Raw genomic sequence first — 25,844 nt, forward strand, 5'->3', positions numbered from 1 at the left:
AATGTTACAAATCTTTCCTTAAAAGAAAAGAACTAGTTTCGTAAATGTTCGTTTTAGTATTTTTGCGCCGGATTTCCCGGTGAAAACGCAAAAATGCTTGTGATGTGATGACCTTGGCGTGATACCTGACAGTCAAACAAATTGTACTGGGACAATGTAGGCCCAGCACGCAGGCCGAATCCGCAGCCGCGGTGCCGGCAAAAGGGTGGGTTTGACACGATGTCACAGACAATACGCTTTCCAGAGATTCTTGATATCGCGCGCCGCGATGGCAAAGTGACCGTTGAACATCTGGCAGAGCATCTGGGCGTCACCTTGCAAACCATCCGCCGCGATTTGTCTGAACTGGCGGACGCGGGCAAACTAGAGCGTGTGCACGGCGGCGCTGTGCTGCCATCCGGCACCGTCAATATCGCCTATGAAGAACGCCGCCGCCTGAACGCGGACAATAAAACCGCCATGGCCAAGGCCTGTGCTGCGATGATCCCGCAAGACTGCGCGATTTTCCTGAACATCGGCACCAGCACAGAGGCGGTCGCGACAGAGCTGCTGCACCATCGCAATCTGATGGTCGTGACCAACAACATGAACGTCGCCAACATCCTGACCCGCAATCCCGATTGCGAGGTGATCGTCACGGGCGGATCGCTGCGCCAGTCCGATGGCGGGCTGACAGGCGATATTACCACCTCGACCATTCGGCAGTTTAAGTTCGACATTGGCGTGATCGGGTGTTCGGCCATTGATACCGACGGCGACATTCTGGACTTTGACCTGCAAGAGGTCGGCGTCAGCCAGACCATCCTGCGCCAATCCCGCCGCACCATGCTGATTTCGGATCATACCAAGTTCAAGCGCAAGGCACCGGCGCGGATCGAATCCCTGTCTGCCATTGATGTTTTCTTTACAGACGCGCCGGTCGCCCCATCTTTGGCGAAACGCTGTGCGCAGTGGGACACGCAGATCAGTGTCAGCCGCGCCTGACCTGCTAGAAAGCATGCCATGCCTTACGCCCTCGACCTGATCCTGCCGTCCGCGTCTGCGTTCGGCAGCTGGACCTACTGGCTGCTGGTGCTGATCGCGCTGCTAGAGGGGTTTGTGCTGACCGGTATCCTCGTGCCCGGCACGGTCATCATCGTTGCGGCGGGTATGTTGGCGCAGCGCGGGGTGATTGATTTTGCGACCTTGGTCTGGTGCGTCGCGCTAGGCTCTTTTGTCGGGCATCAGATCAGCTATGTCCTTGGCCGCTTTGCAGCCACTGCGCTGCGGGAACGGCATGGATTTTCGGCGTCGCGCTACGGGGGCAGGGCGAGCGGTGTGCTGCGCCGCCACGGTCCGGCCGCCATGCTGCGTGCGCGGTTTATGGGGCCAGTGGCGGGGTTCGTGCCTTTCGCGGGCGGCGCGGCGGGCCTACGCGCGCGGCGGTTCACGGGGTGGAACGCGCTTGGCGCGCTGCCCTATGCGCTGATCGTCCCAGCGCTGGGGTACGGGTTTGGCGCGTTGATCGGCACCCTGACAGCCACCGCGCCGCGCATCGCCGTCTTTGCGGTGATCGTGACTGCGACGTTGATCGTGTTGGGGGTCATTCTGCGCCGGTTGCGCCTTGCCCTTCCTGCCTTGCGATCTGTCGCCGTGTCATTGGTGCGCGCTGTGCAAAACCTGCCGCGTGTCCGGGCGTTTCTGGCCCGCCACCCGCAGACCTTTGCCCAAATCCAAGCGCTGATCGCGGCGCGGTTTGGCACTGATCAGTTCCTTGGACTGACTGCGACGGTGCTGGGGGTGCTGCTGGTTTATGTCGGCTTTGCTTATGCGGATTCAGTTTTTGATTTTCTGGGCGACCAAAGCACCGTGTCGGCGGATACGCGCATCGCGAACCTGCTTTATGCGATGCGCGATGACCGGCTGATTGTGGTGCTGGGCTGGATCACCGATCTGGGCGGGCGGCATGGGCTGCTCCCCTTGTTGGCGGGGGCGACCTTGGCGCTGTTGGCGCTGCGCCGCTATGACCTGCTGGGCGGGCTTTGGATCGCTGCGGTGGGCAATCAGTTGACCGTGACCTTGCTCAAAAGCTTTTTTGATCGGCCCCGGTCCGATCTTGGCTATTTCGTCGAAACCTCTGGCAGTTTTCCCAGCGGTCATGCGGCGGGGGCGGTCGCGGTCTGGGCGATGCTGTTCTATCTGGCGTGGCGGCTGCGTCTGCTGCCGCTGAATATCGCCGCTTTGGCCGCCGTACTGACCGCCTTTGCGATCGGGGTCAGCCGGGTTTACCTGGTCGAGCATTACCTGTCGGACGTGTTGAACGGGTATCTGGTTGGCGCGCTGTGGCTGATCCTTGGGATCGCGTTTTGCGAATGGCGCAGGCCGATGCCCCGCGCCAGCGCTGGCTCCCTGCGTAAGGGCGCTGCGGCGGTTTGCTTTGCGGTCTCGGCGCTGGTCGCGGTTTATGCCGCAACAGCCATGTCGAACCCGCTGAACCAGATCGCAGACCGCACAACGCAGGTCATGGATGATCCGGCCGGATTGGCCTCCACTGATCTGCCACAGATGACAGAGCTTCTGTCCGGCGCACCGCGCCAAGTGTTGAACCTGATCATTGTCGCCCCTGACATCGCGGCGATCACGCAGGCGCTGGGCCCCGATTGGCGGGCCGCCCCGCGCCCAAGTGTGCCCGTTCTGGCCGCTGCCGTTTTCGACGATTGGACTGGGCGGGCGCTGCCTGATCCGCTGGTCATTCCAACGTTTTGGGACAATCGCCCCTCTACGATGGGTTATACCCAGCCCGCCCCGGTGGATGGCCTGCGCCTGCATCTGCGCATCTGGGACAGTCTGTATCGCACGCCGGACGGGCAAGTAATTTACGCCGCGACGATCACCCAAGAACACCCGCTGGATTGGGCCGACGCAGAGGACGCAATCGCCCCGCCGGGCCCCGATGTCCCCGCAAGCGTGGACGCCGTGATCGCCGCACTGAATGCGGCAGGGCTCCGCGGCTTGCGCCCTTAAAGGCGCGCGGCAACCCAACCCATGCCTTCGCACGCACGGGTTGTATTGATCTGTCGCAATCTGCGGCCATGTGGCGGGCAGTTACCCGCTGATGCCGTCAGGTCAGGACTTGCATCTTGCGGTTTTGCTGGTTTGACTAAAGGATCAATTGTCGACCCCAAAATAATAAGATCGACCCTAAGGGAGTATACCTATGAACATGAAAACCTTGCTTGCCACATCGGCCATCGCACTCAGCTTGTCGTTCCAAGCGCAGGCTGCATCTGTGCCGGATGGCGTCACGCTTGCGGCCGAGCAGAGCTATACCTTCTGGTTGCTGGACGCGATCAAATCGATGGACCCGCAGATCAACACCGACGTCGAAGGTTCTGACGTGCTGCGCAACCTGTTTGAAGGTTTGTACAACGAAGACAGCGACGGCGCATTGGTGCCGGGCGTCGCCATCGACCACACTGTGTCTGACGATGGCCTGACCTATACCTTCAACCTGCGCGACACCGCGAAGTGGTCGAACGGAGAGGCCGTCACCGCCAACGATTTCGTCTATGCATGGCGCCGCTTGGCTGATCCGGCGACCGCGTCGGAATACGCATGGTACATGGAACTGATGCAGGTCGAAAACGCCTCTGCCGTTGTGGCGGGCGACATGCCGACTGACGCGCTGGGCGTCACAGCGATCAACGACCACACGCTAGAGGTTAAGATCACCACGCCGCTGCCTTACTTCCCGCAGATGATGGTTCACGCCTCGACCTTCCCGGTGCCGCAGACCGTGATCGAAGCCAATGGCGACAACTGGACCCAGCCCGGCACGCTGGTCGGCAACGGTGCCTACACGCTGACGGAACACACGCTGGGCGAGCGCGTCGTCATGGAAGCCAACGACACCTATTGGGATGCCAGCAACACCGTCATGAAGACGCTGACCGCGCTGACCATCAACGACCAGAACCAAGCGCTGACCCGCTACTTGGCAGGCGAGCTTGACCGCGTCGATATCCCCGCTGGTCAGTACCCACGTCTGGCAGAAGAGTATCCAGATCAGGCGACTTCGACCCCTTATAACTGTTCCTACATCTACATGCTGAACGTCGGCGAAAAGGGTCCAGAGGCGCTGAAGGACGTGCGCGTGCGTCAGGCCATGGCCTTTGCCATCGACCGGGACATCATCGTTGATCGCATCCTGCAGGGCGGCCAAAAGGGCGCTTACAACTGGACCCATTGGGCCGTCGCCGATTTCGAGCGTCCGCACTCTGAATGGGCCGACGACATGGACCAAGCGCAGCGCATCGAAAAGGCCAAGGAGCTGATGGCCGAAGCTGGTTACAGCACCGACAACCCGCTGGAACTGCGCCTGCAGTACAACACGTCTGACGATCACAAAAAGATCGCGATTGCAGCGTCTCAGATGCTTAAGGCGATTGGCGTGAACATCGTGCTGGATAACTACGAGTGGAAAATCCACACAGACCGTATGCAGAGCCAAGACTTTGACATGGCGCGCTATGCATGGTGCGGCGACTATAACGAAGCGTCCACCTACCTTGACCTGATGACGTCCTATTCGGGGCACAACAACGGTCAGTGGTTCAACGACCAGTACGATCAGATCATGGCAGATTCCAAAACCGCCGCTGATCCGCAGCCGCTGTATCAGCAGGCCGAAACCCTGCTGACCGACGAAATGCCGATCATCCCGATCTATCACTATGCAAACGTCGACATGATCGCAGCAGACATCAAAGGTCTGCCGCAGAACAACGTCAACAACACATGGTACGGTAAGGACATCTACCGCGTCGCAGAGTAATCGCGGCCGCGTGCGTCATTGACGCCGTGACACTTGGACTGGGCCGCTATAAGGCGGCCCAGTCTTTTTAATTCCAGACGATTTCATTCCCTAAACCCGGACGCCCCCCAGCTGTGTTCTCATATATCCTTAAGCGCCTTGCGATCGCGGTGCCAACTTTGCTGTTGCTGATCGTGATCTCTTTTCTGCTGATGCACTCCGCCCCCGGCGGCCCCTTCACGGCAGAACGTGAATTGCCGCCGCAGGTGCTGGCGAACCTGAATGCGAAATACGGGCTGGATCAGCCGTTGTGGCGCCAGATCACCAGCTATGTCTGGGGCATCGTCGCGCATTTCGATTTCGGTCCCAGCTTTGTCTACAAGGACCGCACGGTGAACCAGATCATCGCGCAGGGCTTTCCGATCACGCTGACCTATGGCCTGCTGTCCTTTGCACTGGCCGTGATCGTCGGTGTGTCGCTTGGGGTTGCTGCCGCGATCCGCCACAACACGTTGCTGGATTACATTGCCGTGGGTCTGTCCATCGGTGCACAGGTGCTGCCGAACTTCGTCATGGCGCCCATCTTGGTGCTGATCTTTACCCTGTGGCTGGGCTGGTTGCCCGGCGGTGGCTGGCAAGGGCCGGAATACTGGATCCTTCCCGTGATCGCTTTGTCGACGTCCTTTATGGCGTCCATTGCGCGGATCACGCGCTCGTCCATGCTCGAAGTGCTCACGTCCAACCACATTCGCACCGCCCGCGCCAAAGGCCTGCCAGAACGCCGGGTGATCCTGCGCCATGCGCTCAAGCCCGCGATGCTGCCGGTGATTTCTTACCTTGGGCCAGCTTTCGTTGCGATGATCACCGGCTCTGTTGTCGTGGATATCTACTTTTCCACGGGCGGCATCGGCAAAGCCTTTGTCGATAGCGCGCTGAACCGCGACTATGCGGTGATGATGGGCGTGACGATCCTGATGGGCGCGCTGACGATCCTGTTCAACCTTGTCGTGGACATCCTGTACGGATGGATCGACCCGAAAATCCGGTATTGATGATGGTCGCTACAACCGAAAACAACCCCGCCACCGAAGGCATGGCCGCACGCGGCCGGTCCCCTTGGGCCGACGCTCGCCGCCGGTTCCTGCGCAACAAAGCGGCGATGTTCGGCCTGATCATCCTGCTGTTCGTCGCCGCCTTCGCGATCTTTGGCGGGCTCTTCTCGCAATGGTCGAACGAAGAGCTGGACTATAACGTCATGGGGCAGGTCGAACAGCTGGGCGGCCCGTCCTTTGCCAATGGCCACTACTTTGGCACCGACGATCTGGGCCGCGACCTGTTTGCCCGCACCGTGCAGGGCACGCAAATCTCGCTCGCCGTGGGCGTTGTTGGCGCGATCATCGCGATGGTCGTTGGCACGCTTTATGGTGCGACCGCTGGCTATGTCGGCGGGCGCGTGGATGGCATCATGATGCGCACCGTCGATATCCTGATGGCCGTGCCGTATATGTTCGTGCTGATCCTGATGCTGGTCATGTATGGCCGGTCCATCACGATCCTTTTCGTCGGCGTCGGCCTGATTTCTTGGATGGATATGTCCCGCATCGTGCGCGGTCAGACCCTATCGCTGAAGGGCCGCGAATACGTCGAGGCCGCCCGCGCCACTGGCGTATCTGCCCCGATTATCATCCTGCGCCATATCGTGCCGAACCTGCTGGGCGTGATCGCGGTCTATGCCACGCTGCTGGTGCCGCTGATGATCCTGACGGAAAGCTTCATCTCTTTCCTTGGTCTTGGCGTGCAGGAACCGATGACGTCCCTTGGCGCGCTGATCTCCGAAGGGGCCGGCACCATCGCCTATGGCACCACATGGCAGCTGGGCTTTCCACTGCTGTTCTTCTGCCTGACTTTGTTCGGCTTTTTCTTCGTAGGCGATGGCCTGCGTGATGCCCTCGACCCCAAGGATCGCTGATATGGCGCTTTTGCAGATCAAAGACCTGTCGGTCACATTCGACAGCCAAGACGGCCCGGTCCACGCGGTCAACAACCTGTCCCTGTCCATCGACAAGGGGCAGACGCTTGGCATCGTGGGGGAATCCGGGTCCGGCAAATCCCAGACTGCCTTTTCCATCATGGGCCTGCTGGCCGGGAACGGGCGCACATCGGGGTCGATTAAATTCGACGGTCAGGAAATACTTGGCGCATCGCCAAAGGTGCTGAACAGCCTGCGGGCCAAGCGGATCGCGATGATCTTTCAGGACCCGATGACGTCCCTGAACCCCTACATGAAAATCGCCGACCAGATGGCAGAGGTGCTGACCCTGCACCAAGGCATGTCCAAGCGTGACGCCGTGGCGGAATGTGTCCGCATGCTGGACGCCGTGAAAATCCCGGCGGCAAAAGAACGCATTCGCCTGTACCCGCACGAGTTTTCCGGCGGCATGCGCCAGCGCGTGATGATCGCGATGTCGCTCTTGTGCCGTCCCGACCTGCTGATCGCGGACGAGCCGACGACCGCGCTCGACGTGACGGTGCAAGCGCAGATCATGGATCTGCTGAATGATCTGCAGCGCGAATTCGGCATGGCCACGGTTCTGATCACCCACGATTTAGGCGTCGTCGCAGGCTTTTGCGAAAAGGTGCTGGTGATGTACGGCGGCCGCGTGATGGAATCCGCGCCCACCGATCCGCTGTTTGCGCAGCCAACCCATCCCTATACCCGCGGCCTGCTGGGCGCCGTGCCGCGCGTCGACGACGAAGACGCCAGCATGACCGCCATTCCCGGCAACCCGCCAAACATGGCATCCCCGCCCTCGGGTTGCCCCTTCCGTCCGCGCTGCAACTACGCTGGCGAGGATTGCTATGTCATGCCGCCCCTTGCCGATTTCGCACCCGGCCGCGCCCGCGCCTGCCACCGCCCCGTAGAAAAGGTGATCGCATGACCGCCCTTGTCTCTGTCCGCGACCTGAACGTCACGTTCCCCATCGCCCGCCCCGGTGACATGCCCTGGACCGCGCCGCGCCTGCTGCGCGCCGTGAACGGCGTCAGCTTCGATCTAGAGCCGGGCCAGACCCTTGGCGTCGTGGGCGAATCCGGCTGCGGTAAATCCACCATGGCGCGCGGCCTGATCCAGATGGTGCCCGCCACGGGCCAAGTCATTTGGGAAGGGAAGACCGACCTTTTGTCGTTGTCGCCGCGTCAGATGAAACCGCACCGCGCTGACATTCAGATGGTGTTCCAAGACCCGCTGGCATCCTTGAACCCGCGCATGACCGTCGGCCAGATCATCGCCGAACCCCTGCGCACACACCGCCCGTCCATGTCCGCCAAAGACCGCCGCGCCAGTGTCGCCCAGATGATGGAACGTGTCGGTCTGCTGCCGCAGATGATCAACCGCTACCCGCACGAGTTTTCGGGCGGACAATGCCAGCGCATCGGCATTGCCCGCGCTCTGATCGTTGGGCCAAAGCTGTTGATCTGCGACGAACCTGTGTCCGCCCTTGATGTGTCGATCCAAGCGCAGGTTGTTGATCTGCTGAAAGAACTGCAGCGCGATCTGGGCCTTGCGATGATCTTCATCGCCCACGACCTTAGCGTGGTGAAAAACATCTCTCATGACGTCATGGTTCTGTATCTGGGCCGCGTCATGGAAAAGGCCCCGCGCCGCGAACTTTACGCAAACCCCCAGCACCCCTACACGCAGGCGCTGCTGTCCGCCGTGCCCGTGCCCGACCCGGTGATCGAGCGGGCCAAGAAGATCATCGCGCTTGATGGCGACATGCCGTCCCCGATGTCGCCGCCATCGGGCTGCGTGTTCCGCACCCGATGCGCCCGCGCGATGCCGGATTGCGCGACCATCGTGCCCCAGCCAGAGGGGGGCGATCACCGCGTGGCCTGTCTGCACCCCGGCCCGGTGCGGGACGCCGAATTGGTCTAAGGCGGGTTCAGCCAAGTCAAAGGGGCGGATCGTGCAAGCGGTCCGCCCCTTTGCCATGCGCGCCGCATCTGTTGTGGAAGTTTTACAAAAGCGCAGTCAAACCGTCATGAAGTGATCCTTAATATGCGATGCCTCAATTAAGGATATCGGACATATGTCACTCAAATTGGTCAGCCTGACCTCTGCGCTCGCGATTGCCGCCTCTGCCGCTGCGGCGGAACAGAACTTTAACCGTATCGCCAGCTTTGCAACTGCGACCAACAACGCGGACGCCAGCGCTGAATCCTCGGCCGAGATTATCAGCGTATCCGGTGACGGCATGACGCTGGCCTATTCCGACAGCCCGCTGGGCGTCGTCGGCTTTATCGACATCACCGATCCCGCAGCCCCCGCCGCGCTGGGCAATATCGACGTCGGCGGCGAGCCGACCGCCGTGTCCCTTTCGGGCACCACCGCGCTGGTCGCTGTGAACACGTCGCCGTCCTTCACATCGCCGTCGGGCATGCTGAAGGCCTATGATATCGCTGACAAATCCGAACTGGTGTCCTGCGATCTTGGCGGACAGCCTGACAGCACTGCCGTGGCCCCCGATGGCAGCTTTATCGCGATCGCGATTGAAAACGAGCGGGACGAAGACCTTGGCGATGGCCGCGTCGGTCAAATGCCCGCTGGCTTTGTCGTGACCCTGCCGCTGGTGGACGGGTTGCCTGACTGCGCTGGCATGACGACCATAGACGTGACCGGCTTGGCTGACATCGCGCCCGAGGATCCAGAGCCGGAGTTCGTCGATATCAACGCCGCAGGCGAGATCGTCGTCACGATGCAGGAAAACAACCACATCGTCATCATCAAGGATGGCGCGGTCACGGCTGACTTCTCGGCCGGGTCCGTCGATCTGGGCGGCATCGACGCCACGGACGAAAAGGCCGCGCTGACCTTTACCGAAAGCCAACCCGCCCGCCTGCGCGAACCTGACGGCGTGCAGTGGATCGACGACACCCACTTTGCCATCGCGAACGAGGGCGACATGGACGGCGGCGCGCGCGGCTGGACGATTATGTCCAAGGACGGCACGCAGGTTTACGAGTCCGGCGCAGACTTTGAACATGCCGTCGTGCAAACCGGCCATTACCCCGACCGCCGGTCTGACGCCAAAGGCGTAGAGCCTGAGGGGATGGAATTTGCCACCTTCGACGGCACGCCTTACGTCTTTCTGCTGGCGGAACGTGCCTCTGTCGTTGGCGTTTATGACGTGACCGACCCCGCAGCCCCCATGCTGCAGCAGATCCTACCCTCTGGCATCGCGCCAGAAGGGGCCATTGCGATCCCGTCCCGCAACCTGTTCATCACCGCGAACGAGGCGGACTTGATCGAAGACGGCGGCGCGCGCAGCCATGTCATGATCTATGAATATCAGGACGCCCCCGCCGCCTATCCGCAGCTGACCTCTGCCGGTGCGGATAGCCTGATTGGCTGGGGTGCGATTTCCGGCATGGTCGCTGGGGAAGGCACCACCATCAACGCCGTAAACGACAGCTTTTACAGCTATCAGCCCACGATCTTTACCATCGATGCGGGTCAAACCCCGGCGCAGATCACCGCAGCCTTGCCCGTGACCCGCGGCGGGATGCCCGCGCAAAAGCTGGATATGGAAGGCATCACGCTGGACGGGCAGGGCGGTTTCTGGGTCGCGTCCGAAGGGCGCACTGACCGCATGACGCCGCACGGCATCTATCACGTGGAGGCGGACGGCAACATTGACCGCGAAATCAGCCTGCCTGCCGAACTGCTGGCTGTTGAAGACCGCTTTGGCTTTGAGGGGATCACCCAGATCGGCGACACCCTGTGGATGGCCGTGCAGCGCGAATGGGGTGATGACGCCAAGGGCCACGTCAAGTTGGTCGCCTATAACCTTGATACCGAAGACTGGGGCGCCGTGTCCTATCCGCTGGACGCCGCAGGCGCGGGCTGGGTCGGCCTGTCAGAAATCACCGCGCATGGTGATTTCGTTTATGTCGTGGAACGCGACAACCAGATCGGCAGCGCCGCCGCCCTGAAAAAGGTCTACCGCATTCCCGCCGCCGATATGGTCGCCGCGCCCCTTGGCAGCGATCTGCCACTCGTAACCAAAGAAGAGGTCCGCGACCTGATCCCCGATCTGAAAGCCAATGGCGGCTATGTCGTGGACAAGGTCGAAGGGCTGGCGATCATGGCGGATGGCACGGCTTGGGCCAGCACCGATAACGACGGCGTCGATGACAGCTCTGGCGAGACGTTCTTCTGGTCGCTGGGTCAGTTCTGATCGCCTGACCCGACACCGGTAGCAAAGAAAATGGCCGGCCCCGAATTTCCGGGGCCGGCCATTGTTTTGTGTAATACCTGCAGGTTAGCGCAGATAATGCACCGCTGGTTTGCGGAACAGCAGCAGCGCAGGCAGCACCGCCAGAACAGCGCCCAGCACGACGACCAGTGCGACAAGGCGCAGCTCCTCCAATCCCAGCCGGGTGGTCAGGGTCAGGCCGGTTTCGCTGGCAAACAGCGCGGTGATGGCGCGGGCCGTCAGTGTGCCGCCGGCAAGACCCAGCGCCGCGCCGCCCGCGATCAGCCCCATGACGTAGACCCACATCACGGCGAAAACATAGCCCCGCGTCGCCCCCAACGCCCGCAATAGCGCAAGCCGCGCGCTGTAAAGTTGCATCAGGGCGACGACGCCCGATAGGATCGCCGCGATCACCAGCGCCTGCGTTGCCGTCGTCAGCGCTGACATGATCCGGCGCACATCGCCCATATAGGCGTAGATCTCGCTCAGCGCTTCTGCCGGGAAAAAGGCGGTTGTGGCGTCCGTTTGCCAGCGCGTGCGCAAGCCGTAGGCATCGACCAGTTTTTCGGTATCCAGCACGACCGCGGGCACGGGTCCCAGCGCATCGCCGGGTTCCAGAACGCCCGGCACGCCCGGATCGCCCGCCAGCAGGGCATGGGTGGACCAGCTGTATTCAATTGGGACCAGCACGGCGGAATCCCACGCGGTGCCGGTTTTTGGCATCCGGCCCACAACGCGCAGGCCGCCGTGGCTGTCTGCGTCGTCATCATCGTGCGCGTCGTCATGGCCCGCGATATCGCCGTCGCCGTGGGCGGAATGGATCGTCTGCCCAATCGCGAACGGCAGGCTGGCACCGATGATCGCTTCTTCCTCGCGCGCCCACATTGCGCCGTCGATAACGCCGTCGCTGGCCAGATGGTGCAGCATGTCGGTGGTGGTGCCGACGATGGGAAACCCTTCGGCGTTGTCGCCAAAGGCGATGGGGGCAGCAAAGGCGGGAACGGGGTCGGCAAGGATGTCTGCTAGCGTTTCCGCCGGGATCAGTTCCACGGCAGAGGGGCGCAGGTAGACGACGTTGAACAAGATCTCTGTCCGGCTGCCGGGGGCCGCCACGATCAGATCAAAGGGATCAGAGGCGCGGGCCGATCCGGTCCGTAGCCCGCGTTCCTGCGCAATGATTGCTACGCCAAGCGCGATCGAAATCGCGATCAACAGCAGGAACAGCGCCGAGGTCACGCGCGTGCGCCGCCATAGGGCCAACACGATAGGAAAGGGGTTCATCTGGTCGCCTTTTCGGTCAATTGGCCGCGATCAAGGTGCACAACGCGGTCAGCGGCGGCGATCATCGCAGGGTCGTGGCTGACGGCCATCACGAACCGACCCGCGTCATGGGCAAGACTGCGCAATCGGTCGATCACGACAGCGCCAGAGGCCGCATCAAGCGAGGCCGTCGGCTCGTCCGCCAGAATGATCAGCGGATCAAACATCAGCGCGCGGGCAAATGCTGTGCGTTGGCGTTCGCCGCGGGACAGATCGGACAGGCGGCGGCGGGCGGGCACGCCAAATTCGCGCAGCAAAGCGGTGGCGCGGTCTATCAGCGATCCGGCGCGGAACCGGCCAAACCACGCGGGCACCAGCACGTTATCCAGCGGCGACAGCTCTTCAATCAGCTGAAAGTCCTGAAACACCAGCCCGACATGATCGCGCCGCCAGCGGTCGCGTGCTGTCTCGCTCAGCTCGCTCAGGTCGGTGTCGCCCCAATGGACATGGCCCCGGTCTGCCGCCTGCAAGCCGCAAATCGCCTGCATCAAGGTGGTTTTGCCAGAGCCGGAAGAGCCGGTCAGCACGATAAACGCACCGGGTTCTGCGGCGAAATGCGCGATATCCAGCACATCAAAACGGCTGCGGGCGGCGTCCTGAAAGGATACGCCAAGGTCGGTGACGGTCAGCATCAGGCGCGCGCAAACCGGGCGTCCGTCAGGCGGACCCGGCTGACAAAACCCAGGTCGGGGTCGGTGTAGGTGCCAAGCGCCAATGTGCCCGTGGCGATGATCGGCACGTTGAACGGGATCGGCGTAATCGTGCGGCGGGCGTAGATGGCCACGATGTCGTCGGGCCACTCGGCCTCTGTCTCGCAAAAGGGGCAGGTGGCAAGGGGGCGTTTGGTCAGGACAAAGAACTGCGTTTCAGCCTTCAGCGGCGGGGCCATGAAACCGCTGACATCAATGCTTTGCCCGTCCAGCCCTAGCGCCAGATCGGAAAAGCTTTGATCCTTGTTATAAAGATCGCGCAGGCGGATTTCATCGCCTGCAAGTGCGGCGCATGGGGCGAACAGGGTGCAGGCGGCGGCGGACAGGAACAGGCGGCGGTCCATGGGGTGATCCTTTGGCCAGAAACGAAAACAGCGGGGCCGCGCAGCGATGCGCAGCCCCGCCAAGGGTCAATTCGCGCGCGATTACTCGGCGGTGACAGCCTTGTGCATCACGTGAAAGATCACGTTCTGCTCTAGCGTGCCGTCGAACAGGTGGGCGTAGGGGCCTTTTGCATAGACCGCGACGTCCTCGCCCGAATGGGTTTCAGAGGACATCGGGATCAGCGCCTGCTGCAGATAGTCAGGGTCGATCGCCTCTTCTTGCGTCAGGTCGGGGCGCGCGCCAGAGAAATCGTTGCCGTTTTCGACCAGCACAGAACCTGCGCCGTTCAGGTAGCCGATGACGGTATAAGGCTTGCCGTCGGCGGCCAGCAGCGGCTCTCCGTTGTTCATCTCGCCGGTGTCGGCGACGCCCATGCACAGGCCCAGAATGTCGGACCCGCGACCGCAATAGCCGTTGAACGCGATGGCGTGTTCGTGGTCGGCGGTGACGATGATCAGGGTATCTTCGTCATTGGTCAGCGCGTCGGCCATGGCGACCGCTTCGGCAAAGGCGACGCCGTCGGTCAGGGTGCGATAGGCGTTGCCGTCGTGGTTGGCGTGGTCAACGCGGCCCGCTTCGATTTCCAGATAGTAGCCGTTTTCGTTCGTCGACAGATAGTTAATCGCGGCCTTTGTCATCTCGGCCAGCGACGGCTCGCCGGAACGGTCAGCTTCGTACTGCATGTGGCTGTCCTCGAACAGGCCCAGCACGGGTGCGGTGCCGGACAGATCCAGCGCGGCAAAGCTTTCGTCATCGGATGCGAACTGCACGCCGCCTGCGGTCGCTGTTTCAATCAGGTTCAAACCATCAGCGCGGCTGCCCTTCAGGCCGCCCATTTCCATGTCAGCGGGAAGGAAGAACCGGCCGCCGCCGCCCATGGCAAAGTCGATGGTGCCCGCCTGCATGGCGTTCATCAACTGCTGGGCGATATCGACCTGAGAATCGCAACCCTCTGGCACGCTGTCTTCCCAGTCGCGGCTGGCGGTCTTGGCGTAAACGGCGGCGGGGGTGGCGTGGGTGATGCGGGCGGTGGACACGACGCCGACCGACTTGTCCATGCCGGTCACGATCTCGGAAAACGTCGTCAGCTCGTTACCAGCAACGGTCGAGCAATCGTCGATCAGCGCATCGCCGCCAAGGTTGATCATGTTAAAGCGCTGCTTCACGCCGGTATTCATCGCGCCAGCGGTTGGGGCAGAATCGGGCGTCTGGGCGTTGATGTTATAGGTCTTGATCAGCGCGTTGTAGAATTCAGGTGTCTCGTAGGGCAGGACGTTTTCTTCGCCCATCATGCCCTTTTGCTGGCCGTCGAACAGGCGCAGCGCATAGTTCGTGCCGACACCGTTGCCGTCGGCGACCAGAACGATGACGTTCTTGGCGCGGTTCAAGTTGGGCTGACGCGCCATCAGCGCCTCGACCGCGGCTTGGCCGTCGGTGAACCACGGGCTGGACGCCTGCGGCAGGTCCATCGCGTGGGATTCGGCAAAAGCAGCGGTCGACAGGGCGATAAGCGAAGCCCCGGTCAGCGCGATTTTAGTGCGGTGCAGCATATGTTTTCCTTCAGAAATGCAGCCGCTGGTATCGCGGCCATGGCGTGAACTGATGGAAGCCTCTTAGGCGTGCTGCATGAAGCAAAGTTAACAGTCGTGTAACGGATCAAAGACAGGAACAGGTTTTTTGCCGCGCGCTTAATGCGCCCGGCCATTGATGTGGTTTTTCAGGATATGGCGATACAGACCGATCCCCAGCCGTGACATTTGCCCGGACTGGTCTGTGCCATCCAGCTTGCCAAAGCCGCGAATATCCCGGTCCTTGCGCGCAATGCGAAAGCCTGCGCCGATCTCTGACATCTCGCAAAAGGCGGTCAGGCGGGTGGCGGCTTCACTGCCGCTATCGCGTTCAACGCCCGTCAGCAGCAGCATATGCGCCGGCAGTTTGCTGCGCCCGATGCGGCCGCGCAGCTGGTGCAGTTGCGACAGGCCAAAGCGGTCGGCGTGCCAGACCACCATCGTATTGGCGCGGCCATTATCCAGCCCGCTTTCGATGATGGAGGTCGACAGCAACACATCCACCTCGCCCTCCATAAAGGTCAGCATCGCCTGCGCCATATCATCATCGGCCATCTGCCCGTGGGCTGTGGCAAAGGTGAAGGACACGCCGCGTTTGCGCAGCAGCGCCTCTAGCTCTTCGACATCAGAGACACGCGGGCAGACGATATAGCATTGCCCGTCGCGCGCGACCTCGGTGTCGATGGCTTGCAGCATGTCATCGTGATCCAGCCCGCCCAGCCGGGTCTGCACCGGTTTGCGGCTTTTGGGGGCGGTGGCGACGACGCTGACATCGACCAGCCCCACTTCTGCCGCAGCAAGGGACCGGGGGATGGGCGTGGCTGTCATCGACAGCACATGCAGGCCGGGGACCAGATGGTGCAGCTGGTCCTTTTGCTCTTCGCCGAACTTCTGTTCCTCGTCGATGATCACAAGCGAGAGGTTTTTGAACGCAATATGATCGTCCAACAGGGATTGCGTGCCGACGACCACCTTGATCGATCCGTCCTGCAAACCTGTCAGCGTCGCATCGTAGTCATCAGTCGGTGTCAGGCGCGACAGCTCTGCCACGGCAATGCCAAGCTGTGCGAAGCGGGCGTGGAAACTGTTGAAATGCTGCCGCGCCAGCACCGTGGTGGGGGCGGCGATGATGACTTGATGACCGCTCAGCGCCGCAGTGGCGGCAGCGCGCAAGGCGATCTCTGTCTTGCCAAAGCCGACATCGCCAACCAGCAGGCGGTCCATTGGCGTATCTAGCGCCAGATCGTCCAGAACTGTGGTAATCGCCCGGTCCTGATCATCGGTCGGTTCATGCGCAAAGGCGTCGGCAAAGGCGGCATAGGCCTTCGCGTCAGGCACCAGTGGTGTCGCCGCATGGGCGCGGCGGGCGCGGCCCATTTCGATCATGTGATCGGCGCTTTCGCGTAATTCCGCGATCATCTCGTCCCGGCGTTTCAGCCAGTCGCCGGATTTTAGCCGGTCCAGCGTCAGATCATCGGCAGGCGCGCCAAAGCGCCAAAAGTCCTGCCCCTCGATCGCGGGCAGCATCAGCTTGCCACCGTCACGATATTCAAAGGTCGTCAGGATCTGGTCCGTATCCCCCAGATCGCAAGACATATGTCCGTCGTAACGGGCCAGCCCGTGTTCCAGATGCACAACGGCGTCGCCGGGTTCTAGCGCGTCCTCTCCGAACAACAGGTCATGGTCTCTCTCGTTCAGGTGCTGCTGTGTCATGGGGGTGTCCTAGGTGATGTCTTGCACTGAACGCCCGGCTGCGGGTTTTGATCCCGACTTTGCGATTTGTTAATCGCTGGCAGCTTTATTCCGCCGCGACGGCCAGATGCAGCGCTGATGCCGCGTCCCTGATCGCGGCGACCAGCCGCTTGCGGCTGTCATCTACGGGCTGATCGGCCGGGAACATCAGGCTGATGCCCCGGTTCGCATCCGCCATGGCCAGCGGCCTGACGGCGACCTCTTCGCGGTGGATCGCTTGGCGGCGCGCAAACAGGTCTGGCAGCACGGCAACGCCGGCCCCCGTCGCGGCCATCAGCAGGATGGAATCAAGGCTCGTGCCTTCGTAATCATTGCTGACGATGCCGCCGCTGAGCCCTGCAAGCCCGTAGACAATGCGCGCCAAACGGTGCCCCGTATCCAGCGTCAGCAGGCGTTGGCCCGTTAGGTCCGCCGCCGTGACCTGCTTGAGTGCGGCAATGGGGTGGTCCGTCGCGACCGCGACCCACAACGCTTCGGTAAACAAGGGACGTTGCCACGTATTCGGGTGATCCTCTGGCGTAGAAATAATCGCGTCAAAGCGGCCGTTCCGAATACCCTCATCAAGGCTGAGCGTGTTTTCCTCGCGCACGATGACCCGCAAATCCGGCTGATCGCGGTGCAGCGCCCGCATGACCTGCGGCAACAAATACGGCCCGATCGAGGGCAGGGTGCCCAGCCGCAGCCGCCCGCCAAACGGCAGGTCTGACGTCATCACGCTGCGCAAATTCGCAACCTCTGCCAAGATGCGGCGGGCGCGGTGGATGAATTCCAGCCCCTTGGCCGTCGCCTGCGCGCCGCTGCGCCCGCGCGTGAACAGGCGCACGCCAAGGTCAGCCTCGACCGCGGCGATCTGATTGGACAGGCTCGGCTGGCTGACATGCAACAAATCTGCGGCCAGACCAAAGCCGCCCAGCTGGTGGACAGCAACGATATACTCAAGCTGGCGCAGGGTAGGTCTCATGTATAGCCCCTAGCTATGATTGGCGTGAATACAAAGTATTTAAACTATCTAAAACTTTGCGGCAAGCAGCGGCAACTGAAATGGAGACCGCCCATGCCCGCCTTTTTCGACACCCTTGTCGGCAACCTGATGGTTCCGACAATTTTGTTCTTCGTCCTTGGCCTGATCGCCGCCTTCGTGCGCAGTGATCTGTCGATCCCCGAAGGGGCAGCCAAGTTCATGTCGCTTTACCTGCTGCTGGCCATCGGCTTTAAAGGCGGCAATAGCCTGGCGCAGCACGGGCTGCAGGGCGACCTTGCCCTGACCATTCTAGCGGGTTTGCTGCTGTCCTTCCTGATCCCGTTTCTGGCCTTTGCGTTGCTGCGTATCCTGACCCGGCTGGATCCGGTAAACGCGGCCGCCGTCGCGGGCCATTACGGGTCCATCTCTATCGTGACCTTCGTCGCCGCCTCTAGCCTGCTGGAACTGTCGGGGATCACCTTTGATGGCTATATGGTCGCCGTCGCCGCCAGCATGGAAGTGCCAGCAATCCTGTCCGCGCTGTGGATCGCGCACCGGTATTCCGGCAGCCAAGATACGGGCCGCGTCCCGATGCGCGAGCTTTTCGCAAACGGCTCTGTGCTGCTGTTGACCGGTGCCTTTGTCATCGGCGCGTTGACCCAAGACAAGGGCATGCAGATGATCGCCCCCTTCGTTGTCACGCCCTTCACCGGCATCCTGTGCCTGTTCTTGCTGGATATGGGCCTGAATGCAGGGCGGAGCATTCTGAACAATCGCCATATGCTGACGCCGGGGCTGTTTTGCTTTGGCTTGTTGATGCCGATGATCGGCGCATCCCTTGGCTGGGCGGCGGGCGCGATGATCGGCCTGCAAACTGGCAGCGTGTTCCTGCTGATGGTGCTGTCAGCCTCTGCCTCTTATATCGCCGTGCCCGCCGCGATGCGGATCGCGCTGCCAAAGGCCGAGTCCGGCATATACCTGACGCTGTCGCTGGGCGTGACCTTTCCCTTTAACATCACCTTGGGCTTGCCGCTGTATCTGTGGCTGGCTGGACTTGGTAGCTAAACGACCTGCGGCCCCATCCGCATCCCGGCCTTATCATAGGGCCGGACAGCGCGATGGGGCCTGCTTGTTCAGGTGACGCAGGGCCGCAGGCAAAGGTCCTGTCACCAGATCCAGTGCGCGCATATAAATCGGCGCAAAGTCCGGTGGCGGATCGTGCAAAGTTGCAAAATGAGGGCTAAGGTTGTGTTGCCAAATCAACGCCTTGCGGGGTGATTGGCTCCGACGGTAGGGGCCGGAGCATTCACCTCAACGCACTGATATCGCGACACTTTTATGGAGCGACTCCTGTCCGACTCCGCAACGAGACAGTCTTTGTGCCGTAACCTGTGCCATTTGGCAAGAGCCCCTCGAAGGGACCGAGGTAGCTGGAGCGCGCGTCCATTATCTCATCAGCTGAGTTCGAACTTCGCAGCAATGGTCTCCTTCGTGCCACACAAGTAGAGCATGCTCTTTGCGCGTGAGAGGCCAACGTAAAAAGTCTCACGATCACGCTCTGTGTCACAATCTGAAAACTCCCATACGATTGTCACCGCACGTTCGAGGCCCTTGAACCTGGCCACGGTGTCCACGGTAAGGCCATTGGGGCCATAGTCCTCGATGCGGCCCAGCCGAATAGAATTTGGCAACGGGCACTGGCTGAGCAACTTCTCGCAAGTGTCCCGATTAACGGCAGTGCAGAGCAAGACGGCAATATCATGCGCCGGAATGCCTTCTAACTGCGTAAGCCGGGTGACAAGCTGGGCAATTTGTCGTGCTTGAAGCTCCAGCGTTGGTGCCTTGATAAACTCTACAGGTAAGCCGGCTATCGCCGATTTTTGCACCGGACCCCCACGGTAGTGCAAGTAAGCAGCATCATGAATGGCCGCCGTGTTTCGACAGTTGCGATCAAGAACGAGTGGTTCGCCCAGCACCGGAATGCTGGCTGAGCGGCGATAAATATCTTGGTTTTCATCGAGGAAGACATAAAGCAGTCCGTCCTCAAGGTCCGTTAGAAGCATTTCGACGGGTAGCCAGAAATCATCGGCAAAATCTTGTGCTTCGTCCACAATTACTGCGTCGTAAATCGCTCCGCTATGATCAACGGCGTTCGAGAGCGCGATCGGCATAAGTTCATTGTAGAGGTCCGCGCCCGGATAGTCCCGCTGAGCTTCGGCCAGATAATCGGTCCCGTGCTCGGCCAACACCTTTCGGGTCCACAAATCGCAGACCTGATGAAATGAGGCGACATCCAAGCCTTCGATTTTTGCACATTGTTCACGCAAGTGGTCGGCCAGGCCACGGTTGTAACACAGAAGCAGAACTCGCATCCCTTCGCGTGCAAGGCGAACGGCTTTCTCCCTGGCAATCAAGGTTTTCCCTGTGCCTGCACCACCAGCAATAACAACCCTTCGTTGCCGACGAAGGAAATCAAGGATACCCGCTTGGCGGTCGGTTAATTCTATACGCATCTCCTCTTCTTCCAATAGCCTGGTCGAAAGCAGAGGCCGGGTCGTGGCGGTCCTTGCAAAAATATCAATGAAGGCATGCAATCCGTTTTGACGGATGGCCACAAGGTCGCCTGAGTTACTTGCGGACCAATAGCTGAAAGCTTTTTCTGTCCATTCAGACAGTGATGAGAGGTCACTCTGATCACCAATCAAATCTGCGGGGCTGGCTGGATCACTAAGGCGGCCAGCGTCTCCAACGTCGGGAAAAAACGCAGCGTGGCCGAGGCTGATACGACCAATGCGCAGTCTCTGCCATGTCTGAGATTCATTTAATTTCTCGAGCAACGCGTATTTTGCAGTTTTAGCCTGCTCAAAGGGGTTCTTAATGATGTGGCTTTTTCCGCCTGCGTCCGTCGAGGTCCACGAACCCTTTGTCGCATCTCGTGTGATCTGACCTCCCTTAACCTCGACGACCAAGATGCCGTTGGACGGGTGAACGATAATAATATCTGCTTCACCGTCGCGTGGCCCTTTGCCGTGAGGCCGGGAGATCCAAGCAATCGAGTGAAAGATTGTGTATTGGGGCCCGAGTTGATCGGCCAATGCGCGGAAGAGGATCAGCTCTGCGCGAGATTTAGATCGAGCAAGGTGTGCGTCGGGAAAACAGGTTGCCATTAGTCGATAAACTTTAATTTATTGAAGGGGAGAAATTTTTTGCCTTGAAAGCCGAAGTCGACTTTCGCGCTGGTCTGCAAGCCGGTCTTCTTGACTTCCAAGATGCGCCCGTCTCCCCATTGCGCATGATTTACGGTTGCTCCGATGCGAGCGTTTAGCTGCACTGTATCAGCGAGGCGTTCGGCGACATCCTTCCAAGCAAAATCAAACCAGTATTCGTCGACCCGCTGAAACGGATTGTGAATTGCATAGAGTTGCTGCGCATTCGGGTCCAAAGCAGCCTCGACAATGTAAAGCCAAAAGTCATCTGCGTTATTCTGGGCCATCGAAAACTGCGTCCGCGACATCTTGGTCCCGCGGGCGTTCCACGGCCCCCGCAGCCCCTTCACTTCGATTAGCCGCCGCTTCCCGTCAGTTTCGGTCGAAACAATGTCGAAACCGGGATTGAAGTGATCCTGTTCGATGGGCGATCTGCCCTGGTCGGCCTCGTAGCGCATAGCGCGTTCGATGGCACTGGCATCGATTTCCTTGTTCTCATCGACCGAATATTCGGTGCGATCTTCGTCGGGGCGATCATTGGTTCGGGCGACATAGGCAAGCATACGATTAGTCTTGAGTTTCCCCTGACGACCATTTTGAGCATTGGCGGATGAATGATCATTCTTTAATTTACGATCTATCGTAGGATGTTCCTCCGACATCATGCCAAATGGCTTTCCTCCGGTTTTGGATTTGTAGTCGTCAATCTTTGGAATGGCCTGGCTCGATCTATCGGTCTCTGGACGGCCTGATTGGTCCCCAAACGGTTCAGTTTTTTGGGCGTGCAGGCTAATGTCATCGATCGTCGTCGATTTTGCTATAGTTAGTCGATTATTGATTTTTTCCCCTAATCGTGAGACATCACTTTCGCCTAATTCCGAGGCATCGTGAGCTTGTGAGTTGACCGTTACTATTTTCCCTTGAGATTGAGCACCTGGAGAATTATCCTCATCCTCAAAAAGCTCGTTGGGTCTTTCCAGAGCTGAATCTTCGGCGAGCTCCGTTAATTCGACTTCAGCGTCAAGGTCTTCGAGAGCACTTGCCTTTGCGCCATACCACCCTGAAGCAATTGGCGGTGAAAATCCACCTTCGATCAACAACGCTTCCGCTTCAGACCTGGTGCAGGAGTTGATCAAAAGAACCGCAGTGGTTGCGAGCGGCTTTATGTCCGTCTGTGGACAGAGGTGTTCTACAGAGAGAAATAATTGGCGGAATGCTGCTGCCCAAGTATTTTGGTTCATCGCAGAGCCACGGATATGTAATGTGCCCTTTTCCAAGAAAGCTGCGGCAGTCACCGGAGGAGAAACAACCGGTGCGGCCCCCAAGTTGAGCTCAACTTGAATTTTCAATTCACGCGTCAAAGTCACCGAAAGGTCGTGTAAGTCCGCTCGCAAAGCTGACCGAGCGTCCTCATTGGGGGCGAGCCAAAGTAGCAGTTCGGAACGCTCTGCAAGAAGCGAGGTGGCGGAGGCATCGGGACTGCGATCAGGTTCTTGCGCCAGTTTTTGTGCGGCCAGGCTGCTTAAGGGACTAACACCAATTCTGTTGTAGAACCGATTGAGGCTGGCGCGGTCAGTTTGAGGCGGCGTTATCAGTTTGTCGTTAAGATCATTTCCAAATGGTTCGGCAAGAACATTTCGATCGATCCAAAGGACATCTTCAGGAAACGCTCCATTGCCATCTTGGTCGATGAGGCTGAGCCCTTCGGCAATAATTACAAGCGCGTCGGATAGGTCAACATCTTCTACCTCCTGCGCGCGGCAGATCTGAACAATACAACTTTCATGCAGCTGCCTAAATTCCTTTTCTGGCTCCGAATCGGAGGAGATTTCAACCATCAGCCGGGCAAAATCCTTAGGACCTGGCGCGTTCCTGACACCCAGAAACTCATGCAGCATTTCTTGTCGACGCATTTCGGGGTTCGCGTTTTTCCAGTATCGGCCAGCGTCTGGCGCGGTCCAGAAGACCTCCGTCGCCTTCAGATAGCAATCAGCGCTTCGATCGAAAATATATGGCTCGTCCGCAAGGTATTCGATCTGCTCCAATTCTCGCTTATCTGAAACTGCCTCGTTCAGCAGTTCATAAGTCATAGGACTCGCCTTGGTGCCAGAGCTGACGCAGTATCTGAGATGAGAGACAATCGATGCGACTGGTGGCACTCGAGGCATATCGATTAAGCTCATGAATTCGATGTGCTGTCGACGCGGCCCTCGAAGTGCATTTAGTTCGATGATCGGGACTTGTGACTCGAAGCCGGGTGCCCGGCCCGCTTGGTAGACATCGGAGGGTAGATGAAACTGAGTCTCATCCCTTTCGCCACGTATCAAGGCAGGAAGAAATGCCACAGTCTTTAGTGCGGCTATACTTCGTTTGTCGTCTTCATCGGCACCAAGAAGAAAGTCGGAAATTTTATCGACTAAATTATTGAGCGACTTGACTGTATCATCATTAATAATGCCAGCGTCTGCTATCTCTGTTATCCTGCGCAACATGTGACGAAGCGTTGGATGAACGGGCATTCTGAGTTCAGCCTCGAGAACGTCTCTGAATTGCATGCCTGCTCGGCTCTGCGGTAACCAACTATCTTCGAGCCAATTGTGAGGATCAGGTCCCAGAACGCGCTCGATATTGGGCGACCACTGGTAGCAGTCGATGGGTCTCGCAAAGATGCCGGCGCGCGTCGGGATAAAAGCTAATTTACGGAGTTGACGCATCACTCCGTCGTCAGTGAGTTCGCGCCGATACTGGACTATCTGCTCGGCAATCGAACTGAATCCTTCCTGTTCAAGGCGATGTTCTGCAACAATACTCGGAATGTAGTCTGTGAGATATCTTCCGAAAGAAACAATGGGCACGTTAAGGATTTTTTCGGCGAAACACTCCATTCCAGGTGGAAAATGTTTTGTGTCAACAAATTCGAGATAACCAGTAGGGTCCTGAAATCCACCTGGCAGCTGCGCCCGTTCCGGATTAACGTATCCCCTCGGAGTTCGTAGAAAAGGCACTAATTTAAGCACATCGGTTACATGAGAGGGATCGGCTGGCAACGAAAATTGCAAAAGAAGTTCGTATAGGCTACCTGCGGATTCACCTTTAGTCCCCAACAAATCCTTTGCCATTTGCTCGGTCGTCAAGGCGTTACTGAGATCGGCTGCACACTGATCGAGATCATACTCATCCAATAGATTGCTAATGCCCGCGATTGCGATTGCATCGTGCGAAACAATCGGGCAATCCGTTACAAAATTCAGTAAAACATCGGCTTGAACGCCCTCTGGGAGCCGCCATACCTCTTTAGGCATTACTGGGTTTCCAGACGTATCCAGTAGGAAACATGCAGATTGTAGTCGGCTACAGATCTTTGAGGAATTATCATCCTCCAATTGGACAATCTCACCTACGAGTTGCCAAACTTGCGGTAGGTGAGGACGAAGCGCATCATCGCGCGATGGTGCTCGCTTCTCGATAGCACTGACAGCCATTTCTGCTGTAATAGTTCGCACACCCGCTGCCTCAAGGCTACGCCAAAACGGGCGGACTTTCTCGCTGATTAACGGCAGCCCCAATTCCGAAAGCATTACGGAGGTGTCGTCTTGTTGAGTTTCACTGCTATAGAAAACTGAGTTCGGTTGTAACCACAGTCCAGATTCTGAAAAAACAGAATTTGTTTTTCTTGCAGCGTTCTCGAAAGCTTTCCAATAGCAACCAAAAATTTCGTCGTCTCGCTGTTCAAAGCAGCTTTCGCCGAGGCGCCAAAGGCCAATCGGACCGAGTTGCTCCCTCAACTGATCGAATGCGGCCCCCAATATATCGGCAGCGGCCTCGATTAGCGCTACGTTCCAGTGCCGTTCCTGACCTTGTCCGCGCAGAACGATATTTTTACGGCTCGACTCCGGGTAAAAATCCGCATTCAAATGCAGGGGTAACCGTGAGCTTTGTTCAGTTGGTAAGTATGCGAAGAGACGGCCGTTAACAGACTCTTCATCTGTATCGATGGCCAGAGTCACTTCTTCGCTTCGGTTGTGATTTTGTAGCTGGGGAAAGTCTTCGAATAACTTTCTCTTTTCAATAATTTTACTTGCTGATGTCCTTAAGAGCAACCAGCGTTTTGTGAGCCCTGAAATGCCAAATTGTAAAACGAGGCTATTTAGACCTCGCTCGATAACGAGACGTTCCGTTAAGGTGCCGCTACGATACACTTCAACTACTTTAATATGCCGCAAAAATAACATGCTCGAATTGATGGTTTCGAGAACTTTTTTTAGAACAATATCAGCGATGCCTGTAGGCACGGGCGACTGGTCAATCTCTTTCCGCACCAGTGTCTCATCAGTCGCCCAAGGCAGTTCGAATTCAGTGTCATCACGATAGGGAATAATTTTCGGTTCAATTTGCGGCGCAGCGGGGTTGAGAACTAACTCGCAGTTTCCGGAGCGAATTATCGGAGTATCTGTTACTTGAAAAACTGATACGAAACCGATGCCGAAACGCCCAATTTGATTCGCTGACTCGAACTTACTGCGCGCACCCATCGTGCTGATCGCGTGAATATTGCAGGACTTGTGGCTCCCAGACGGACCACCGCTTAATTTCCATTCACAAGTTTCGCCATACTTACCACAGTTTGTAAAGGTGGCAGAGTTTCTAATGACTAACGCATCGTCGCGAACGTCGATGGTGAAGTGAGATGCCCCAGCGTCGTCGGCATTTTGAATAAGCTCCAACGCCATAATGTCATAGCCTTGCAAAGCCTTCAGCGACTGAGAGACTGTCCCGCTTAAGTCAGCGGTGTAGCGCATATTTAACGGCAGGCTCATTTCTTCTCCTAACTGGGGCGAGTGCGTTTAGCTAATAACAACTACCAGATGATTTGCGCACAAAAGATGGCAGTTTCTTG

17 protein-coding genes are annotated in these 25,844 nt (G+C 58.8%); 9 read left to right on the top strand and 8 right to left on the bottom strand.

The window, feature by feature from the left end; translation table 11 throughout:
- Positions 1-219 precede the first annotated feature (219 nt).
- From BM131_RS03910 to BM131_RS03945, 8 genes are all read left to right on the top strand, one after another.
- Positions 220-984, top strand: coding sequence for a DeoR/GlpR family DNA-binding transcription regulator (locus BM131_RS03910; RefSeq protein ID WP_090185919.1), 765 nt, complete (start codon positions 220-222; stop codon positions 982-984).
- An 18-nt stretch (positions 985-1,002) separates the two neighbouring features.
- The gene (locus BM131_RS03915) at positions 1,003-3,003 is read left to right on the top strand and encodes a bifunctional DedA family/phosphatase PAP2 family protein (protein ID WP_090185921.1); all 2,001 of its coding nucleotides are present in this window, start codon (positions 1,003-1,005) and stop codon (positions 3,001-3,003) included.
- A 193-nt stretch (positions 3,004-3,196) separates the two neighbouring features.
- Positions 3,197-4,813: a peptide ABC transporter substrate-binding protein gene (locus BM131_RS03920; RefSeq protein ID WP_090185925.1), complete on the top strand. Its 1,617-nt coding sequence runs from the start codon at positions 3,197-3,199 to the stop codon at positions 4,811-4,813.
- A gap of 113 nt (positions 4,814-4,926) precedes the next feature.
- The gene (gene oppB / locus BM131_RS03925; RefSeq protein ID WP_090185928.1) at positions 4,927-5,844 is read left to right on the top strand and encodes an oligopeptide ABC transporter permease OppB; all 918 of its coding nucleotides are present in this window, start codon (positions 4,927-4,929) and stop codon (positions 5,842-5,844) included.
- Positions 5,845-5,846: 2 nt separating this feature from the next.
- Positions 5,847-6,761: an ABC transporter permease subunit gene (locus BM131_RS03930; protein WP_090186024.1), complete on the top strand. Its 915-nt coding sequence runs from the start codon at positions 5,847-5,849 to the stop codon at positions 6,759-6,761.
- A gap of 1 nt (position 6,762) precedes the next feature.
- Complete coding sequence (locus tag BM131_RS03935; protein WP_090185931.1) at positions 6,763-7,731, top strand: oligopeptide/dipeptide ABC transporter ATP-binding protein; 969 nt, start codon at positions 6,763-6,765, stop codon at positions 7,729-7,731.
- Positions 7,728-8,726, top strand: a complete 999-nt coding sequence (locus tag BM131_RS03940) for an oligopeptide/dipeptide ABC transporter ATP-binding protein (protein ID WP_090185933.1) — start codon at positions 7,728-7,730, stop codon at positions 8,724-8,726. Before BM131_RS03935 ends, BM131_RS03940 begins: the two co-directional genes overlap by 4 nt.
- Before the next feature lie 154 nt (positions 8,727-8,880).
- Entirely contained in the window at positions 8,881-11,028 is a 2,148-nt protein-coding gene (locus BM131_RS03945; RefSeq protein ID WP_090185936.1) for an esterase-like activity of phytase family protein, read from the top strand.
- A gap of 84 nt (positions 11,029-11,112) precedes the next feature.
- On the opposite strand, the gene BM131_RS03950 is transcribed toward BM131_RS03945, so the two are convergent.
- The 6 genes from BM131_RS03950 to BM131_RS03975 form a co-directional block, all read right to left on the bottom strand.
- Positions 11,113-12,327, bottom strand: coding sequence for a hypothetical protein (locus tag BM131_RS03950; RefSeq protein WP_090185939.1), 1,215 nt, complete (start codon positions 12,325-12,327; stop codon positions 11,113-11,115).
- Complete coding sequence (locus BM131_RS03955) at positions 12,324-12,998, bottom strand: ABC transporter ATP-binding protein (protein ID WP_090185941.1); 675 nt, start codon at positions 12,996-12,998, stop codon at positions 12,324-12,326. Before BM131_RS03955 ends, BM131_RS03950 begins: the two co-directional genes overlap by 4 nt.
- Positions 12,998-13,420 carry a hypothetical protein gene (locus BM131_RS03960; protein WP_090185944.1) on the bottom strand — a complete coding sequence of 141 codons (423 nt, stop codon included), beginning with the start codon at positions 13,418-13,420 and terminating at the stop codon, positions 12,998-13,000. Before BM131_RS03960 ends, BM131_RS03955 begins: the two co-directional genes overlap by 1 nt.
- An 81-nt stretch (positions 13,421-13,501) precedes the next feature.
- A complete protein-coding gene (locus BM131_RS03965; protein WP_090185947.1) occupies positions 13,502-15,010 on the bottom strand; it encodes an alkaline phosphatase in 1,509 nt (502 codons plus the stop codon).
- A 138-nt stretch (positions 15,011-15,148) separates the two neighbouring features.
- Positions 15,149-16,741 carry a DEAD/DEAH box helicase gene (locus BM131_RS03970; protein ID WP_090185949.1) on the bottom strand — a complete coding sequence of 531 codons (1,593 nt, stop codon included), beginning with the start codon at positions 16,739-16,741 and terminating at the stop codon, positions 15,149-15,151.
- Positions 16,742-16,826: 85 nt separating this feature from the next.
- Positions 16,827-17,741: a hydrogen peroxide-inducible genes activator gene (locus BM131_RS03975; RefSeq protein WP_090185952.1), complete on the bottom strand. Its 915-nt coding sequence runs from the start codon at positions 17,739-17,741 to the stop codon at positions 16,827-16,829.
- Positions 17,742-17,834: 93 nt separating this feature from the next.
- Here BM131_RS03975 and BM131_RS03980 point away from each other — a divergent pair, with 93 nt between their 5' ends.
- Positions 17,835-18,806, top strand: coding sequence for a sodium-dependent bicarbonate transport family permease (locus BM131_RS03980; protein WP_090185954.1), 972 nt, complete (start codon positions 17,835-17,837; stop codon positions 18,804-18,806).
- A gap of 389 nt (positions 18,807-19,195) precedes the next feature.
- On the opposite strand, the gene BM131_RS03985 is transcribed toward BM131_RS03980, so the two are convergent.
- Positions 19,196-20,908 (bottom strand): nuclease-related domain-containing DEAD/DEAH box helicase, encoded by a 1,713-nt coding sequence (locus tag BM131_RS03985; protein WP_217646838.1) that lies wholly within the window; start codon positions 20,906-20,908, stop codon positions 19,196-19,198.
- Positions 20,908-25,764, bottom strand: coding sequence for a protein NO VEIN domain-containing protein (locus BM131_RS03990; RefSeq protein WP_090185956.1), 4,857 nt, complete (start codon positions 25,762-25,764; stop codon positions 20,908-20,910). Before BM131_RS03990 ends, BM131_RS03985 begins: the two co-directional genes overlap by 1 nt.
- Positions 25,765-25,844: the final 80 nt, after the last annotated feature.

It is taken from the genome of Loktanella salsilacus (assembly GCF_900114485.1).
Taxonomy (GTDB): domain Bacteria; phylum Pseudomonadota; class Alphaproteobacteria; order Rhodobacterales; family Rhodobacteraceae; genus Loktanella; species Loktanella salsilacus.

Bases quoted from the DNA above. Each gene is read 5' to 3' on its own strand.
- BM131_RS03910 (WP_090185919.1), top strand. From the start codon at position 220: ATGTCACAGACAATACGCTTTCCAGAGATTCTTGATATCGCGCGCCGC.
- BM131_RS03915 (WP_090185921.1), top strand. From the start codon at position 1,003: ATGCCTTACGCCCTCGACCTGATCCTGCCGTCCGCGTCTGCGTTCGGC.
- BM131_RS03920 (WP_090185925.1), top strand. From the start codon at position 3,197: ATGAACATGAAAACCTTGCTTGCCACATCGGCCATCGCACTCAGCTTG.
- BM131_RS03930 (WP_090186024.1), top strand. From the start codon at position 5,847: ATGGTCGCTACAACCGAAAACAACCCCGCCACCGAAGGCATGGCCGCA.
- BM131_RS03935 (WP_090185931.1), top strand. From the start codon at position 6,763: ATGGCGCTTTTGCAGATCAAAGACCTGTCGGTCACATTCGACAGCCAA.
- BM131_RS03940 (WP_090185933.1), top strand. From the start codon at position 7,728: ATGACCGCCCTTGTCTCTGTCCGCGACCTGAACGTCACGTTCCCCATC.
- BM131_RS03945 (WP_090185936.1), top strand. From the start codon at position 8,881: ATGTCACTCAAATTGGTCAGCCTGACCTCTGCGCTCGCGATTGCCGCC.
- BM131_RS03950 (WP_090185939.1), bottom strand. From the start codon at position 12,327: ATGAACCCCTTTCCTATCGTGTTGGCCCTATGGCGGCGCACGCGCGTG.
- BM131_RS03955 (WP_090185941.1), bottom strand. From the start codon at position 12,998: ATGCTGACCGTCACCGACCTTGGCGTATCCTTTCAGGACGCCGCCCGC.
- BM131_RS03960 (WP_090185944.1), bottom strand. From the start codon at position 13,420: ATGGACCGCCGCCTGTTCCTGTCCGCCGCCGCCTGCACCCTGTTCGCC.
- BM131_RS03965 (WP_090185947.1), bottom strand. From the start codon at position 15,010: ATGCTGCACCGCACTAAAATCGCGCTGACCGGGGCTTCGCTTATCGCC.
- BM131_RS03970 (WP_090185949.1), bottom strand. From the start codon at position 16,741: ATGACACAGCAGCACCTGAACGAGAGAGACCATGACCTGTTGTTCGGA.
- BM131_RS03975 (WP_090185952.1), bottom strand. From the start codon at position 17,741: ATGAGACCTACCCTGCGCCAGCTTGAGTATATCGTTGCTGTCCACCAG.
- BM131_RS03980 (WP_090185954.1), top strand. From the start codon at position 17,835: ATGCCCGCCTTTTTCGACACCCTTGTCGGCAACCTGATGGTTCCGACA.
- BM131_RS03985 (WP_217646838.1), bottom strand. From the start codon at position 20,908: ATGGCAACCTGTTTTCCCGACGCACACCTTGCTCGATCTAAATCTCGC.
- BM131_RS03990 (WP_090185956.1), bottom strand. From the start codon at position 25,764: ATGAGCCTGCCGTTAAATATGCGCTACACCGCTGACTTAAGCGGGACA.